We start from the raw sequence: 14,507 nt of genomic DNA, 5'->3' as shown, positions 1-14,507 counted from the left end.
ATCTCTTTGTTAAGTTTCCCTCATTTATTTTTTATTTCCGGATGCCGGAGCGCTTCATTATTGCTGCTGGTTGGTGATACTGCCCAATAGCAGCAGCCAGCCTGCGTAACAGGCATTTTCATTATATTTTTCCAGGTCGCCGGGCTGGTTATCACCTGTTTTCAGGATGGACATTTTATCTAACTTTTTACCGGATACTTCCAGGTTGATGGTGTGCGGTCCTGCTTCGAGCAGCGGCAGGAAAAAGTAATGCGTGCGATAGTACACGGCGTGACGGTCGAAGCGGGGATACGGTTTGGCGGCTTGTCCGTCTATCGTTACCTCATATTCACCGCATCCGGGGCCCACCAGGTCGTACAAACCTGCCAGGCGCCCGTTGAAATTTATCTGCAGTGATGACCCGGGGTATGTCGATTTAACAAGCAATGGAAAGCGCTGGCGGAATTGAACCGCCACGGTGTCGTTACTGTTGGAAAGATCAGACCACTGCCCGGTACGGGGCAGGTCTTTCACAGCCACCAGCTGTGCATCTTCCCAGTTATCTTTGGTATAGGGAGCAATAAGCGTGTGTTTCAGCGGATGGTCGTTGGTCCTTAGCTGCTGCATGGCGCGCACCAGCGCTTCGGTGTACAGGCGGTGACCTGTTGTGGTGTTAGGGTGTACATTGTCGCCGGAAAAAACAAGTTTGTCCGGGTACTGATCCGGTTTCCCCTGGAACACCAGTTTGCCTTCTTTCAACAGTGCCAATGCCTGCATCCCAAGTTGTACGGAAGGAATGCCATAGTGCTGCGCAATATGTTCCATGGCGAGCATGGTGGGCCATAGCTGTCCCTGTTGCAGCACCGGTAACATATTCCCCGACATGGTATATACAAAGCAAATGTCTGTCGACGGATTGACTTTCCATATCTGCCGCACAATACCTTCCATTGTTTGGTGTACATACGGGCCACCGTCATTTACCGCAAATTCCACAAAAACAAGATCCGGTTGCTGCGACAGCACATCGCGGCGGAGCCGGAAAACGCCCAGGTCGGAGCCGGTCCCGCCTACACCGGCGTTGATCTGTTTTATTTGTGCCTGCGGGTATTGTTGCTGAAACCATTTCACCGATTGATCGCGCCAGCCGCCGGAGGCGGCGGTAATGCTGCCGCCAAAATAGGCAATGGTAAGCGGACCGCCGGATTTCAATTTCGCAAAGAAGTTGGGTAAACCCTGGCGGAGGCGGTATTCCTGCATGGCGTTAAGCGAATCCGTTTGTGCATGCAGTGATAGCGATAGTAAAAAAAGAAGTACTACACCTGTCAATCTTATCGACATATCTATATCGTTAACTCATTTTAAATACCCACACGGCTTCCCCGGCCAGCTGCTTACGCACGGCCTCTGGAATGCTGATGGTGATGGAATCGCCCGTTTGCTCCCATGTCAGTTTTTTTTCTGTACCCAGCAGGGTGATACCGGTTTTACGGCTCACATCTTTCAAAGGTGCACTGATAGTGGCCGGTAGTATATTTTCTTTTTCCGCCGGGAGATAAGAAAGATAACGGGCTTTTTCACTTTTTGTAAAAGCCCATTTATCCTGGCGGTAAGGAGCAACAGGTTTGGTATTGTAAATAGACTCACTGTTTATTTTCATCCATTTGCCGATATCGGCCAGCCGCTGATAGGCTTCTGTGTGCCAGTCGCCATCAGGACCCGGCCCGATGTTGAGCAGGAGGTTACCGTTTTTAGCAACAATGTCCACCAGCATTTGTATCAGCTGCCGCGATGGTTTGTAATTTTCTTTTACAATGTACGACCAGGACCGGCCCAGTGTCATACAGGTTTCCCACGGAACAGGGATGTAGTGGTCCGGGATCTTTTGTTCCGGTGTGAGGTAGTTTACATATTCCGCCGCGCCGTGGCGGTCTACTACAATCAGGCCGGGCTGGTGTTTGCGCGCCATTGTTACAATGGGAGCCATATTGATGCCCGCCCAGCTGCCATCCAGCCAGAGGAGGTCTAATGCGCCGTAGTTGGTCATCAGCTCCTCTATCTGGTTGTACGTGAAATCGCAGAACCGTTGCCACCGCTCCGGATATTGTTTTTTATCGTAACTCTGGTGGCGGTCTTTAGGCGGAAAATACGACCACCAGTAATCTTCCGAGTGCCAGTCGGGTTTTGAAAAGTAAGCGCCAGCCATAAAATCTTTTTTACGGAAGGCATTAAAAATTTCCAGGGAAATATTGCTGCGCGGATTGGATGAAAAAGGTGTTTTGGCGCTGGTAATTTTATAGTCGGTGTACCTGGTGTCGAACATGCAGAAGCCATCGTGATGCTTGGTAGTAAACACTACATAGCGCATACCGGCTGCTTTTGCGGCGTCAGCCCATTTATCAGGATTAAAGTGCACGGGGTTGAAAGTGGTTTGCAGGTTTTCATACGCCTGTTTATACTGAAACCAGTTTGCTGCATAGGGGCCTGTACGTTTGGTAAAGGGATAGTCTTCCGGTGAAAGCGACCATGATTCTACGATACCCCACTGGCTGTAGGTACCCCAATGCATAAACAGGCCAAACTTCAGGTCCTGCCAATGTGATAATTTAGCTTTCACCCGGTCGTCTGTTGGCGCGGCATAGGTTTTTTCAGGGTCGTATGCCTGTGTACCCTGACTGCTGGCCGATAAATGACTGCTGCACCAAAACATGACTAACAGCGTATTCCGGATAATTGATTGCTTCCCCATTTGTATTCTTTTTTCCTGCGCGCTGGTATATAAATGTTATAGACAGATTCTTTCTTAAAACGGGTGAACGCCCGGAAAATTATCCACCACAGGCAGGGCCCGCCTGTGGTGAATGGTTTAACGGATACTATGACCACCAGGGTGGTGAATGGTTTAATAGGTGATGGTATATGGTATGGTAATACTATTGCCTGCACCTGGTTTGAGAAACAGGTTAATAGTAAAACCACTGGTGGTTCTGTTACTGATATAAGGAGTATTGATGAGCAGCAACGGCATACCGGCTGTTACCGCGGGCAGGCCCAGGGAGATAATTGCGGTGTCGGGCAGTAAAAAGTTAGGAACGCTGACCAGCGTAATATCGCTGCTCTGGAAGCTGGATGAATTTACATCTGCAGAAGTAGCCATATCACTGATGGTAACGCTGCCGCAAAAGGTGGTAGCTTTTTCCACGCGCACCGATCTTACGGCGATGTTGTCCCATAGCGGCTGACTGGCACTGTCCCGGAACCAGGCGGAGAAGTCTGCCACCGGCATCGTGGAGGGAATGGCGAAGCCGGTCACCACGTACTGTTTATCTTCGTTGAGCGGGATGTTATTGAAATCCCATCTTCCTAGTAGGTTAGTGCCACCACTGGAAGAACACTGCATGCTGAACCTGCCCGCGGAAGCGCCTGCTGCCAGCCGGCGTAATGTCACTGTTGCTTTCATGGGCGTGTTATAAGGCGGGGCGTTGTCGTATCGCAGTTTTATGCACGACTGGTTATCGCTGATACTACCGGGATCCACCGTTGCCTTAAAGAATCCCCAGGCCGCACCGAACCGCTCCGTAGAGCCGTTGGCGTTAATGAACTGGTTATCTTTCACGCCCCTGGCATCGCCCACAATGTATACGTCGTTGTTGGTTTCGCGGTAGCGTTTTAAAGGAAACGGACCGGTGTTTTCTTTTACAAAGCTCCATACCACCGTTCCGTCAGTAATACCGGCGCCGGTTCCGGTTGGGCCTCCCGCGGCATCAGAGATACCTGTGGTGGTTACGATATAAACATACAACCCGTTTTGTACGGTTTGCCCCATAGCATAGGCTGTAGCGGGCTTCCATCCGGCATACTCCGTATAATACGCCGTAGCGTAGTCGTTGCCTTGCACATCCAGTCGCTGGAAGTCGGTGCCGGAGGTGGCAAGCCCCGTGTTGCCGGCATTTGTGATCACGATCGGGTTATCTTTAAAAGACACACCCCTGGCCACAATCCGGGTAAACATGCCTGCTTCCGCAAGGATGCCGTATTGGGCCCTGCCGTTGTTGGCGCCGGTAGCCGCGGCAGTATTAAATACAGCGCCTCTTTCCAGCAGGAGGTCCGACCGGAAAGGCGACTGGGTACCATCTTTATGCAACCATATCAATGCTTTGGCGGCTGTGCCGGTGCTGCTGCCGTTGTTCACCTCCATAGCAGTGTCGCGGATAATCAGCCCGCCATCCGTATCAATCATTACGCTGTTAGCATCGGGCGAAATGATGAGCGGTTCGGATGTTTCTATTAAGTTCCTGCCGCCTATATAGGAGCCTGTTCTGCCTGCCCTGGTTTGCCGGGTGTAAATGGCCGCCACAGGCGGATTGCCATTGTTGTAAATACCCTGTTGCGTGGTTACATTGATGATGCGGTTCATGAAACACCCGATCAGCTTTATACCTATCCTGCCACCGCGGAGCAGGCACCTGTCGATGGTGCCGAGGTACACTGGCTCCCACCACACGCATGTTTGCGCAGGATCTGCAATTTCTTTTAACCGTATGTCTACATTTTGCAAAGTGGGGCGGTAGCAGTTGGAATAGTTGGTACTGTAATACCGGATGCCGGTAAGGGCTTCGCCGCAATTGAGCGTAAGATTCCTGATAGTGGGACCGGTAGCGCCGATGGTGGCGTCGAAGCTAAGACAATGAATGTTACCGGTGGCGGTGGTAAAGTCAAGAATGGTAGGCGTAGGAGAATCTACAATGCCATAGTCGCCTTGTTCGCCGGTGTAGGTTTGTCCTGTTTTAAGATTGATCTGCGCGGTTATTTTATAATTTCCTTTTGGAAAATAAATGATCCTGCCCGTGGCGGCGGTATCAATACATTTCTGAATGGCGGCGGTATCATCCGTGGAGGCGTTGCCTTTTGCACCAAACCATTTTACATTAAAGAGATTGGTGTCTGCCCGCAGCCACCGGCCATTGCCGGCAACAACGATGATGGTGCCCCGGTTATCACCGGTGGTGTTGGCAGGTTGCCAGTAAAAGTCTCCGCCGCCGCCATCGCCGGGCGCATAATAGCCGAGCAGATTGCAATGTTCATTGGCGGTGGTACCCGCTGTGGTTTCTAAAAGGGAGATGTTTGTGATAGTCATAGTTACAAGGGTTTAATGTATTAAGGGATCACCGGGAATACCGTCATGCGTAGCCTGGTAATACCATAGGGCACCAGGGTGATGGTATCGGTAGTTGTTTCATAGTGGAAAGAACCGGGTTTGGGTAATGGGGGCGTGTAGCGGTTTTCTGATAAATGCCAGTCGTTAATTTTCCTGGCCGGTACCTTAATGGTAACAGCGGCGGCGTCAAAGGGATAAGTATTGTCCTGTTTTTCTGTTACCAGCCATTGTCCGGGACGTGCCAGCAGTGCGTAGTTCCAGTCACCCGCAGGACGGATGTCCAGCGCCGGGAAACCAGGATCTGCAGATTTTTTGCCGCCAAGGTTAGCGTAAGTGGCGGTATCTGTGGTTACTTTTTCGGGAACGGGATAAGCGTACAACAACGGGCCGCGTTCCACGGCAACGCCCCACTGGCCCCATTGTACCAGTTGCGGCGCCATAGGGAATTGTATGCTGATCCGGTCGTTGTTATGAAATTTCCGGTGCAGGGTTACAAAGGAGCCGGGCTTTAACGCGCCGTTGTATCGTTTTCCGTTGATGCTCACCATCGCTGATTGACACCAGCCAGGTATGCGGAAGGTAAAAGGCATAGTGATGTCCTGTTGCATCCGGAAGGTGAACTGCAACTGGTCAGAGAAAGGATATTGCGTGTTTTCGGTAATGCTGAGTGGCTGCCCTTTGTAGCGGAGCGTTTCAACAGAAGGCCCGTAAAGTGCTGCCACCGGGGCTCCTGTGGTATCACGCATCCACATCCGCGCGGCGTAGTTGGGCATAAAGCGATGTACGTTGCCGGCGCAGCATTCTGTTTCATGACAGGGCCAGTAAGCCATCCAGGTAGAGCCGTGCGCAAATTTATTGTGGTTGGACTGCCCCGTAGCGATCACCTGGTTAACGCTGGAGAAGTACTGAAGATTTCTAAAATCTTTGGATACCGCACCAGGACCTGCATTGAAGATGGCCTTCTCCAGTTTATCGGCCCAGCGGCCGTCGCCGGTGGCCATCAGCAGGTAACCCACTGCCCAGGTATAGTCGGTGATATCGCAGGTTTCGTGGCTCTGTAACGGATCTTTCCCTGCCAGGAATTCGTTGGAGCTGGGGATGCCATCGGGTAACATATGATCGCGATCCAGTTTGTACATGGCATTCAGCGCTGCATCGAGATATACTTTTTTACCGGTGTAAGTATACAGGATGGCGGGCAGCTTAGCCATTTCCATATAGGTAACGCCATGCAGCACCAGCGTATCCGGCGAAGAAGCCGTTTGCATGTTCAGCTCAAAACCGCCTTTGGCATAAGCCGCTTCCGCAAGCGCCAGCAGTCGGGAATCATTTGTTTTGCCATACGTCCACAACATGCCTTCAATGTTTACAATGGCACGTTTGGCATTGCCTATTTCTTCGGGCATATAGCTCAGGTAATGTTTATGCAGGGCGGCAATGATCCGCTGATCGCCGGTAGCTGCGTATTCGGCCTGTAACACCCGGAAATATACAGCGATAGGCCATTGGCTGGTGAACATCTCCGGACCCAGGCGGCCATTGGATTGTACGTGTGCCAGCGTGTAGTTAATACCGGCGCGGGCTTTATTCACCAGCGCTGTATCACGCAGCAAATAACCCAACCGGAGTATACCATCGCTGTAGTAGGCAGTTTGTTCGTATCGCCACCAGTTGGCGCCGTGCTGTTCGCCCACCCGTTCTATAACGCCCGCCCATAAGGAGGAATTGAAGGGATACGATAATACTTCCGGATGCCCGGTAAGACCGCTCCGCTGCCGGAGCAGGAATTCTTTCAGCCATCCCTGCGGGCTAACATCAGTGATGGCCTGTTCCCTGAATATATCGAACCTGGCTTGCGCCATTGCGGGCATCACAAAATACAGGGCAGCGCTGATCAGTAAGCATGCTTTTTTCATGTGTGTGGTCTTACGGAAATTTTTATATCGATATTATTCGTTTCAAAGAGTAACGGAACGGCTTCGAGCCCGGGTACAAAATTGAAAGCGCGGTCTGTTAATGCGCGGGTTGTTTTTATGGGCGCACTGGCGGTTATCTCCACAATACTACCCGCTTTGCGTATTTCCAGCTTATTTTCTGAAAGAAGTGTGACGGGTTCGTCGTGCGTACTGATAACAGGCAAACTATAAACGGCCTTTTCATTTTTCGCAGTAGCGTGAATATGAAACACATCTTTCTCAAAAAGATAACTGATCGTACATTCCGGTGAAGCAGCCGGTAACTGGTTTTCATCTACCAGTAATGAACGGGTGTTGAAGGTTATCTGCCCGGTGCTTTCATGATATTCAACAGCGGCTTTCAGATCATTGGTGTGCCGGTACAGCTGTTCGCCGGCCATTATGGTAAAGCCAGGCGTAAAGCAAGCAGGCAACGGATCATTATCCCGCTGCATGTTAAAGCTCTCCACCATTTGATACCGGTTCATACTGGCCACAAGCAGGGGACCGGTATCCTCATGCCAGAGCATAGACAAAGCACCGCCGCTGGCATGACCGCCCTTCATAGAATATTCCTGGTCGTACCCCGTAATGGTGCCACGCCATTTATGCGTGGAGATCAGCCAGGTATTGATTTCAGGAAATGACTTCACCCCGTATATGCGTTCCCGTGGGAGCGGAGCTGTACTACTTTTTATTGAAGACGCCTGGATCAAAACGGTGGTCAATGCTTTACTGTGCGCCAGCGAATGGCTTACACAAGGCAATACCCCGTGTTGTACATAATGCGGCCCGCCATGCAATAATTTATTGTGCGTGCATTGCGCCAGCAGCCGGGTGTTTTGCAAGGCTGCTTTGTAAAATGCAGGGTCGCTGCCGGCCATCAGGGCATAGGCAGGCTGACAGCCATCGCTGGTTCTGCTGCCCCAATAGGTCCATTTAAAGTTCCTGGTTCCCCAGCTGTTGTCCCAGGCGCCGTCGGGCAGCATAAATTCCAGGTGTGCTTTTAAGGAGCGCGTCAACTGATCCAGCAGGGCGGTGTCATTCACCAATTTTGCATACAGCACAAAAGAGGGAAGCGACTCTTCCACGTTATAACCGAGGTCCACCGAATAACAGCCTTTTCCACTTTTCTCGGGCACCGGTTTTCCTTCCCCGTATATCAGGCCATTGGCAGTAAAGTAGGCGAGGCAATCCTTTGCCAGGCTTTTGCCCTTGGTAATAAAATGGGGTTGTTGGAGATAGGTGCCTATCAGGCACAAAGCATAACTGCCGGCGATAGGGTAGTTGATATTACCGGTGTTCACAGTAAAGTTTTTATAGAGATAGTCACCTGCTTTTTGTAACCTGTTTTTCCATTGCTGTGCTGTGGGTTTGTCCAGTAAATGTTCAAAATGAATCAGCGCTTCCGCAAGACTGGTAGCGCCAAACACCGTAATGCCTTTCCAGTCGCTTACATTTACTTCGTTTACCCACGCGCCATCGGGCGTGCTTACCATGTGTTCCATCCAGTTGTACAAACGGATAGCTGCATCTACATACTGTTGTTCTTTTCTTTTACTGGCAAGATATAATAACGGGAAAATGGCATCACCGCAGCGGCCGTGTATGGTGGCGCAGGCGGGGCACAGAATGCCGCCATGCAATCCTTTTGCCTGCGGTTGGTTTACCTGTAGCGCCAGTAAACTTTCACCCCATTGTTGCAGGAGCTGTTCACTCAGGGTTGCCAGTTCATCTTTATAAACGCCCGCCCATGCAGAGATAGGCGGTAATAACAAACCTGTACTGCCAAACGTGGTTATTTTCAGGAATTCCCGTCTTGATGTAAACATGCTTTTATTTTTTTGGTGCGGTACTGTCGGGCCGCGGCAAATGGGTAATGGGCCAATGGTTCACCTGCGCGTTTTCATTCAGCGCAATGGCTGCATCGGGACTGTTGCTTTCTTTTATATTTACATTAAAGCCATCCACCAGTATCATTGGCTTGCTGCCCTGAAGGGCGGCCTCACTGGCTTCTACGGTAATTGTTTTTGTTTCGTTGGGGCACAGGGAAACATAATTATCTGAATAAAAAACAGGTAACACCCTGTCGCCACCTTGCCGGTGAAGTTGCAGGTGCGTCATTACCGCGATATGAGCAGATGGATTATGCAGGCTTACATCCAGCAAACAGTTGCCATGCACACTGCGGCGTTTAACCGTTGCCGTGAGCGTAACCACTGGTATCTTTTCCAGGCCCGCCAGCTGGTCTGATCCCAACGGAAGCGTGTTCCAGTAGAAGTTATCGGAAAGCAGCGCGCCGTTGGCATCATGTAAAGTCAGTTTTACAAAGTGAACGGGCGACAAATCAGCGGGCCATTGCACCTGTCCGAGATCCGTTGCTACGGCGGGAAGGGCCGTAACATTATAATCCTGTTGCAGCACCGGCTTACCGTCTGCATTGAACAGGCTGAGATGTGCACGCGCATTTTTCAGCACCGCCGGTCCGTTATTGATCACCTGTATATTTCCTTCTTTTTCGTTCAGTTGAATATGTACCGGTTCACAGGCCTTTTGAACGGCAAATAAGGCTGAATTAGGCTCCAGGTCGTGATGATAAAGCTGCCATACAAAACTGGGCTGCGCAGGATTGCTCATCCAGGTGATAACACCAGTAGCAGGGTTAAACATTTTTGCATTGCGGCCCTCATACATAGCGCGGAACGATTCATAATTGGTGAGTTGTGATTTTCTTACAAAGTCGGCCAGGTTGGCTACTTCACCAAACCGTTTGGCAATCATGTTCCGGTAGTATTTTGTGGCGAGGTCATGTTCGGCCCAGTCGTCGTTGATCACTTCCCAGTCCTGCTGCGGCATCATGCCCTGCACGGACTCCATTGTTGGAATAGAGAAACTGCCGATTTCCGTTTTGAAAGATTCAGTAAAAACATAATACTCCGCCGGTTTGCGGGTGTAGTAAGGCCCGCCGGAGTGTACGCCGCGCCCGGAGGTAGAACTGGGCTGGTACAGCCGCAAGGGCTCCAGTTCAGCCATCAGGCTGCGAAGTGAATCGTCTATTACTTTAGGCGGGTTGCCTTCATTGCGGGCGCACCAAAGGATAATAGAAGGATGATTGCGGAAACGCAGCATTTTCTCCCGTACGTTGGCGAGGTACAAATTCACATCTGCGGGATCAGGTCCGTCGGAGGGGTTGGGCTGGAAAAATTCATCCCATACCATGAGGCCGTATTTATCGCAGAGGGCGTACAGGTCTTCGCTGGTGCTCTGGCCCACCCAGTTGCGGATGATATTGTAATGCGCCTGCTGATGCATGCGGATCTGTGTTTCCAGTCTCTCTTTTGGAATACGTTTCATCGCTTCATCCATACCCCAGTTGCCGCCCTTACAAAAAACCTTTACGTCATTCACGGAAATGGTGAGATCTTCTGAAGCCGGCGTGGTGTAACTGATTTCGCGGATGCCGAAATCCAATTGTTGTTCATCGGATATTTCTCCCCTGATGTTAAACTGTAGTTGAAGGGTATATAAATTTTGCGGACCGTAACCATTGGGCCACCAGAGTTTCGGCTGTTTTATTTTTAACTGCGGCAGTGTGGCGGGATCAAAGGTAATCCGCTGGCTGCTGTGTGGCGGCAATGCTACCGGCTTACTGAACACTACATTGCCAAAGGCGCCTTTCAGTATGCCTTCCTGCGGCTGGTCTGTTATATTTTCTACGGTAGCGGCTATTTTAACATCAGCGGTATTTAATGCGGGTAATGGAAGATCGGTAGTTACCAATGGATCTTTTACAAGCACAGGACCGGTGGCATCGAGATATACGGATTGCCAGATGCCGGTGTTCCGGTCGCGGATAGCGGGTATCCAGTCCCAGCCCATAGAGCAGAGGAACGTAGGACCATCCATAGCGGTGATGCCTCCGTTTCTGCCCATGCCTTGTGCAATGGTATGCTCGTGTGGCACACCCGGATTGGGTTGTGGGGATACCAATACAGCTATGGCGGCGGTTGCTCCGGGCTTTACGGCCGCTGTGATATCAAAGATGCCCCTTGCAAAGGCGCCACGTATCTCCCCGGTATATTTCCCGTTTACCCATACCTGCGCAATGTAATTAATACCGTTGAAGTGCAGCCAGCAGTTTTTATTTTTGTAAGATGATGGTATGGTTATTTCTGTGCGATACCACCAGTTGGTGCGGCAAAGGGAATCAGGAATCCTGTCGGGGCGGTTATTTTCGCCATATAACGGTTCCGGGTATACGTTGTTATGTACCAGCGTGGTGAGCACTGTTCCTGGTACCACGGCGGGATACCAGCCATTAGCGGAGAAGCCGGGTTGTGCTACTGCTGCGCCCGGCTGCGGTACTTTTGAAGCGTTCTGCAGCCACCAGCTACCGACCGCCATCACCTGTGCAAAGAGGATTTGCGAAAAGAGCAATAACGCCACCATGGCCGGAAGGAAAGATCGGTTCATATTTAATCAGGGTAGAATTTTTAATGTCAGCTGTTTAACCTGGCTTTTGCTGTCTTCCAGGCTGTTATTAGTGGCCACAAAGGTGACCTGGTAAGTGCCTGCTTTGTTAAAAGCGTATTTGAAGGTGGCCGACTTCAACGCAACTTCATTCTGTATCACCATACCTATATCGGGTTTGGTGGTTTTTAAGTCGATGGATGAAGTAATCAGCCAGTCGTCGTTGTCTTCATTATCAATATTGGTACCGGGATTGAACGTAATGGGATAACCGGTCCTGATAGGAATGCCGTTGCTGTTCCGGACACTGTCGGCCGCGGAAACGTTCCAGGTGCCCACGTTCCAGGCGTTGAAGCCAGTGTAGTTATTCTCCGCTGTTCCCGGTTCGCTGTTGTTAAGCAAACTGGCCTGTACCCAGCCGGTGTTGGCAAAATTTGTAAACAGGGGCGTGGTACTGCTGTCGGGTAATAAATTATAGAGGGAAAAGCTTTGGATAACCCATTTTCTTTGCGGCATCACACCGGTCTTTTTGTTCAGCACGCGGAAAGCGATGTTCACTTTATCTGCCTTATTAAAATCTGATATATCGATAGAATCAGAAGTTGTAAAACCGGTGGACAATGACTTCGGCCATTTGCTGTTGCGATTGGTAATATTTGTCCAGGTGGCCTTTGTGATATGTGCGGCATCATATCCTTCCAGGTTGGTGGAGATCAGCAGCTGTAGTGAATCCGGGCAAGGCTTTGGCGGCACCGGGCCTTGCTGCATGGATGTCTGGAACACGAGTTTTTCCACGCCGGGCATCAACTTCCTGTCCCGGTTTTCATATGCTTTGCCGGTTTCGCCGGAAAAGAAAACAATGGCGCCGGCATTGCCGGAGAGATAGAAAGTAACAGTGTCGCCCGCCTGGTAGGCCAGCTGGCCGGTGTTTACGTTGAAGTCCGGCATGATTGCTTCGTTTCTGCGGCAACCTGCAAACATAACAGCGGCGAGGAAATAATATATAATAGATCTCATACTATTTTGTTTAATCGGTTTTTATTGCCATCCGGGGTTTTGTGTTAATACCTGGTCCAGCACTATTTCATTGCCGGGGATTGGTAACAGTGAATACTTTTGCGGATCGACCAGGAAATTGGTCGCAGCCACACCGGCAGGCGTAACATAATTGGTAGGAGCGTAGTTGTCGTTGTTGGCAAGCACCTGTTGCATGGCCTGCGTCATTTTGCCCCAGCGTACCAGGTCCTGCCGGCGAACGCCTTCAAAGCAGAGTTCACGGGAGCGTTCATCCATAATATCCTGCATGGTGAATGTGGTTACATCAAAGCCTGGCGCAGGCGTGTTAGACGGATATCCGTATGCCCGTCTCCTTACCTGGTTATAATATTCCACGGCCGTAGCGCCTGCGCTGCCATTGGCTTTCAGTTCAGCTTCCGCTGCCATCAGCAGCACATCTGCATAACGCACAATGGGGAAGTTGCAGGAAGTATTGTTTTGGAGGCGGCTGGGTGGCAGGTTAATTTCGTATTCCCTTCTCCATTTACCCACACAGCGGTCGTATGTTGTTGGATAACCCGCACCGCCGGATATTACATTGATAGCCGTTACCTTTCCACTACTCACGGTGGCAGTGGCTACCGCTTCATTGGGCGTGGTAACAGAGGGATTGGTAGACGAATTGGTACCGTAAGCAGTAAAACTGATGGTGGGAGGAGTCGTATAGCCGTTGCCGGGGTTGTCGATTACTACGGAAGTAATGGCGCCCTGTGCATCGGTGTAAGCAGTGGCCGCAGCGCCGGTACCCCCGCCACCGGTGATGTTCACGGTGAGCGTGTAGTAACGGGTGGTAGCAGCGCTTTTATACACATAAGGCGCAATGGCCCAATCCCTCCGCTGATCGCCGGAACCATAAAGATTGTATAAACCCGGCAATACCCGGTACGTGCCGGGAGAGTACCCGTTCACACCCGAAATGCCCGCATCGGGGCAGTATACGCCCATTACTGCGCCCAGCTGCTGCGTAACAAGATACCCGGTGCCTGCATAGTTGCCGGTAACATTGGATTTGGATAAGAAAGCGGCGTCCCAGATGCTTTCCGAAGTGCCGTTATCATTCATGTTATTCTGCATCTTGTTGATGAAAATACGGGCATAGGCAGGGGTAGCGGGGTAAAGCGGATGTGGTGAGCTGATTAAACTATGTACGTTTGAATTAATCAGCTTCTGCGCCCAGAACAGCGCATCTTTATAACGCGCCACGTCATTCATGGGATTGCCGGCCATAGAAAGATACACCCTTGCGAGAATGGCTTCCACGGCAGATTGTGTAACAATAGTGGGCGTGTTTACCTGGGACATTTTGGGCACCAGGCTGTCGGCTGCCACCATTTCTTTCACGATAAAAGCATAAATATCTTTTGATGGCGTACGCGGGAGATTGTAATTGGTGCCCAGGTCGGTAGCCAGCATTGTTTTAAGCGGCACGTCCCCGAAATGGGTCACCAGCAGGTAGAAATAATATGCCCGCAGGAACCTGGCCTGTCCTTTAATCTGCGAGCGTTTTGTTTCATCTATTTGTGGTTTGTCGGCCACATCGAGGATCACGTTGGCATCTTCAATACCCTTATATAAGCTCCGCCATAACAGCAAAACATTCTGTTCAGTGTTACTGATATGATAAAACTCCGTGAGCGTGGTGCTGTAACTGGCGTTGTTACGGAAGCTTTCATCCGCACCGGCATTGATATATCCCCATAAACCAAAACCATACATCGGGTCTTGCTGGAGGATGTTGTACATCCCCGCCACTTGTTCATCCAGTTGCGCTTCGGTGGTAAATGTGATAGGGCGGAAGGTGACAGGATCCAGGCTTACATCCATCTTACAGGAAGCTGCCAGTATGCATATGAGTGGAAGTAGTAATTGCTGAAAAGTTTTCATAACAA

Annotated in this window: 8 protein-coding genes; all 8 read right to left on the bottom strand. The window is 50.6% G+C overall.

What is annotated here, in order from left to right:
* Positions 1-57: 57 nt before the first annotated feature.
* On the bottom strand, positions 58-1,320 hold the full coding sequence (locus ACLHR0_RS11120; protein WP_436486551.1) for an SGNH/GDSL hydrolase family protein: 1,263 nt from the start codon (positions 1,318-1,320) through the stop codon (positions 58-60).
* A gap of 10 nt (positions 1,321-1,330) precedes the next feature.
* The gene (locus ACLHR0_RS11115) at positions 1,331-2,728 is read right to left on the bottom strand and encodes an alpha-L-fucosidase (RefSeq protein ID WP_436486549.1); all 1,398 of its coding nucleotides are present in this window, start codon (positions 2,726-2,728) and stop codon (positions 1,331-1,333) included.
* A gap of 153 nt (positions 2,729-2,881) precedes the next feature.
* Positions 2,882-5,116: a glycosyl hydrolase family 28-related protein gene (locus ACLHR0_RS11110; protein ID WP_436486547.1), complete on the bottom strand. Its 2,235-nt coding sequence runs from the start codon at positions 5,114-5,116 to the stop codon at positions 2,882-2,884.
* A 20-nt stretch (positions 5,117-5,136) separates the two neighbouring features.
* The gene (locus ACLHR0_RS11105) at positions 5,137-7,053 is read right to left on the bottom strand and encodes a beta-L-arabinofuranosidase domain-containing protein (protein ID WP_436486545.1); all 1,917 of its coding nucleotides are present in this window, start codon (positions 7,051-7,053) and stop codon (positions 5,137-5,139) included.
* Positions 7,050-8,924, bottom strand: coding sequence for a hypothetical protein (locus ACLHR0_RS11100; protein WP_436486543.1), 1,875 nt, complete (start codon positions 8,922-8,924; stop codon positions 7,050-7,052). Before ACLHR0_RS11100 ends, ACLHR0_RS11105 begins: the two co-directional genes overlap by 4 nt.
* 4 nt (positions 8,925-8,928) lie before the next feature.
* Positions 8,929-11,565, bottom strand: coding sequence for a glycoside hydrolase family 2 protein (locus ACLHR0_RS11095; RefSeq protein ID WP_436486541.1), 2,637 nt, complete (start codon positions 11,563-11,565; stop codon positions 8,929-8,931).
* Positions 11,566-11,571: 6 nt separating this feature from the next.
* Complete coding sequence (locus ACLHR0_RS11090) at positions 11,572-12,579, bottom strand: DUF5017 domain-containing protein (protein ID WP_436486539.1); 1,008 nt, start codon at positions 12,577-12,579, stop codon at positions 11,572-11,574.
* Positions 12,580-12,600: 21 nt separating this feature from the next.
* The gene (locus tag ACLHR0_RS11085) at positions 12,601-14,502 is read right to left on the bottom strand and encodes a RagB/SusD family nutrient uptake outer membrane protein (protein WP_436486537.1); all 1,902 of its coding nucleotides are present in this window, start codon (positions 14,500-14,502) and stop codon (positions 12,601-12,603) included.
* Positions 14,503-14,507 lie beyond the last annotated feature (5 nt).

The organism is Chitinophaga sp. ARDCPP14 (assembly GCF_051362515.1).
GTDB lineage: Bacteria > Bacteroidota > Bacteroidia > Chitinophagales > Chitinophagaceae > Chitinophaga.
This window is presented reverse-complemented; position numbering and strand designations above follow the sequence as displayed.

Excerpts from the sequence above, each read along its gene's own strand:
- ACLHR0_RS11095 (WP_436486541.1), bottom strand. The coding sequence starts at position 11,565 with ATGAACCGATCTTTCCTTCCGGCCATGGTGGCGTTATTGCTCTTTTCG.
- ACLHR0_RS11120 (WP_436486551.1), bottom strand. The coding sequence starts at position 1,320 with ATGTCGATAAGATTGACAGGTGTAGTACTTCTTTTTTTACTATCGCTA.
- ACLHR0_RS11115 (WP_436486549.1), bottom strand. The coding sequence starts at position 2,728 with ATGGGGAAGCAATCAATTATCCGGAATACGCTGTTAGTCATGTTTTGG.
- ACLHR0_RS11085 (WP_436486537.1), bottom strand. The coding sequence starts at position 14,502 with ATGAAAACTTTTCAGCAATTACTACTTCCACTCATATGCATACTGGCA.
- ACLHR0_RS11110 (WP_436486547.1), bottom strand. The coding sequence starts at position 5,116 with ATGACTATCACAAACATCTCCCTTTTAGAAACCACAGCGGGTACCACC.
- ACLHR0_RS11090 (WP_436486539.1), bottom strand. The coding sequence starts at position 12,579 with ATGAGATCTATTATATATTATTTCCTCGCCGCTGTTATGTTTGCAGGT.
- ACLHR0_RS11105 (WP_436486545.1), bottom strand. The coding sequence starts at position 7,053 with ATGAAAAAAGCATGCTTACTGATCAGCGCTGCCCTGTATTTTGTGATG.
- ACLHR0_RS11100 (WP_436486543.1), bottom strand. The coding sequence starts at position 8,924 with ATGTTTACATCAAGACGGGAATTCCTGAAAATAACCACGTTTGGCAGT.